The sequence below is a fragment of the Polaromonas sp. P1_E3 genome, assembly GCF_056405935.1.
This window is the reverse complement of record NZ_JBFUBD010000425.1, coordinates 1-2173: the sequence shown is the minus strand read 5'-3', so window position 1 is coordinate 2173 and position 2173 is coordinate 1. Positions and strand designations below refer to the sequence as shown.

Annotated in this window: 3 protein-coding genes; all 3 read right to left on the bottom strand. The window is 64.1% G+C overall.

The window, feature by feature from the left end; all coding sequences use genetic code 11:
* Positions 1-577: phosphoadenosine phosphosulfate reductase domain-containing protein (locus tag AC1D0Z_RS20110; RefSeq protein WP_477659937.1), on the bottom strand; the 577-nt coding region annotated here is incomplete at its 3' end.
* 5 nt (positions 578-582) lie between these two features.
* Positions 583-987, bottom strand: a complete 405-nt coding sequence (locus AC1D0Z_RS20105) for a DUF934 domain-containing protein (RefSeq protein ID WP_477659936.1) — start codon at positions 985-987, stop codon at positions 583-585.
* A gap of 18 nt (positions 988-1005) precedes the next feature.
* On the bottom strand, positions 1006-2173 hold a 1168-nt coding region (locus tag AC1D0Z_RS20100), incomplete at its 5' end, for a nitrite/sulfite reductase (protein ID WP_477659935.1).

The window sequence follows — 2173 nt, the reverse complement described above, 5'->3', positions numbered from 1 at the left end:
TGGTAGGGTCCACATAGTCGAAGTTGTTGGGCAGGCCGTTGATTTCGCAGTACTGGTAAAGGTCCTTGGACGACCAGTGCAGGAGCGGCGCGACCTTGATCAGGCCATCGGGGTTGACGCTGACCGGGTCCATCTGGGCGCGTACCGCGGTATCGGTGGCGCGCAAGGCCGTGAACCAGACCTGCGGCGCGGTTTCACGCAGGGCGCGGGCAAATGGCTCGAGCTTCACTTCTTCAGTAAAAGCCGCATGGCGTGGATCGTCCAGCGCCGGGGTCGGGCCTTCGACGGCCTCGCGGTGCGCACGGGAGCGGCGCGGCAGGTAAATATGCAGGTCCAGCTTGAGCAGCCGGGTCACTTCATCGGCGAAGCGGTAGGTCGCCTCGGTGTTGTAGCCGTTGTCCATCCAGACCACGGGAACGCGGGGATTGGCGCGCGTCACCATGTGCAGTATCACCGCCTCGAAGGGGCGGAAATTGGTGGTGACGATGGCGGGCCGGCCCAGTCCCACGGCCCAGCCCACCAGGCCCTGCGCGTTGTGGCCGAGTTCTGCGTTGATTTTTGCAAGGTCGAGGCTCATGGTGTTCAGGCCGTAGCCCCTTCCTTTGCTTCCTTGAAGTGGGGTTGCACGTCCACCGCATCTCCCTGGTATTTGCCGACGCCGTAACCGGGGTAGGACGCCAGCACACGTTGGGCCACGGCCATGTCCTGGTCTGCGCGCAGCACCGCGGTGTCAAAACCGCTGCGCTCCATCTGGGCCAGCTGGTCCACCAGTACGTCGCCCGTGGCGCGGATTTCGCCCTTGAACTCGCGGCGGCGGCGCAGCAGGAAGGCCTGGCTGTAGGCGCGGCCGTCGGTGAACTTCGGGAAGTGCAGGTTGATACGCGAGATGCCGTCGAGTGACACCTCAAATGGATCGGCGTCGTTCGCAAGCGCCAGGACGCCGGATTGGACAGCGTCGCTTTGTTCGCTGAAAGGCAGTAATTTCATCGTTATTTCTCTCAATGTTCAGTGCGCAACGGTATTGGGGGCAAAGCGCGCAGCCTTGGCGGCGGCTTTGTACGGCTCCATGCCGACGCGGCGCAAGGTTGCGATGAACGTTTCGCCGTCCTCGCGCAGCTGGCGATAGGTGTCCAGCACTGCTTCAATGACTTCGGGCACTTCGGCGCCGGTAAACGAAGGGCCCACCACCTTGCCGGGCACCGAGGCGCCGCTCAGCGTGGAACCATCGGAGCCGCCCAACGACACCTGGTACCACTCCAGGCCGTCCTTGTCCACGCCCAGGATGCCGATGTGGCCGCTGTGATGATGGCCGCAGGAATTGATGCAGCCGCTGATGTGCAGGTCGATCTCGCCCAGGTCGTGCAGCTCGTCCATGTCCTGGTAGCGCTCGGTGATGGCTTCGGCAATCGGGATGGAGCGCGCATTGGCCAGCGAGCAGAAGTCGCCGCCGGGGCAGGCGATCATGTCGGTCAGCAGATGGATGTTGGGTTTGGCAAAACCGGCTTTGCGAGCGGCACGCCAGAGCTCGGGCAGCTCGTCGCAGCGCACCCAGGGCAGCAGCAGGTTCTGGTCGTGCGTCACGCGTACTTCACCGGCGCTGAACTGGTCGGCCAGGTCAGCCGCGATGTCGAGCTGGTCGGCTGTGGCGTCGCCAGGGGCCTGGCCCAGGCGCTTGAAGGAGAGGGTGACGGCACGCAGGTCGGGGTTCTGGTGCGGCGCTACATTGCGCTGCAGCCAACGGCCGAATTCCACGTCGTCTTCAGCGGCGGCGCGCAGGATGTTGGCTATTTTTGTGTCGGCGCTCTTGCGGTCGCAATTGAGCGCGGGCGGCACAAAGCAGGCCGTCACGCGGTCGAGTTCTTCTTGCGTGATGGTGTGCGGGGCGCCGTCGTGTTCAATGATCTGCTTGTATTCGGCCTCGACGTCGTCGATATAGCGCTGGCCTTCGGCCTTCACCAGAATCTTGATGCGGGCCTTGTAGATGTTGTCGCGGCGGCCGTAGCGGTTGTACACGCGCACCACGGCTTCCAGGTAATTCATGATCTGGTTCCAGGGCAGGAACTCGCGGATCACGGTGCCAATCACCGGCGTGCGGCCCATGCCACCGCCCACCAGCACCTTGAAGCCCAGCTCGCCCTCGGCATTGCGGACCAGGTGCAGGCCGACGTCGTGC

Coding starts and splice junctions, on each gene's coding strand:
- AC1D0Z_RS20105 (WP_477659936.1), bottom strand. CDS start 987: ATGAAATTACTGCCTTTCAGCGAACAAAGCGACGCTGTCCAATCCGGC.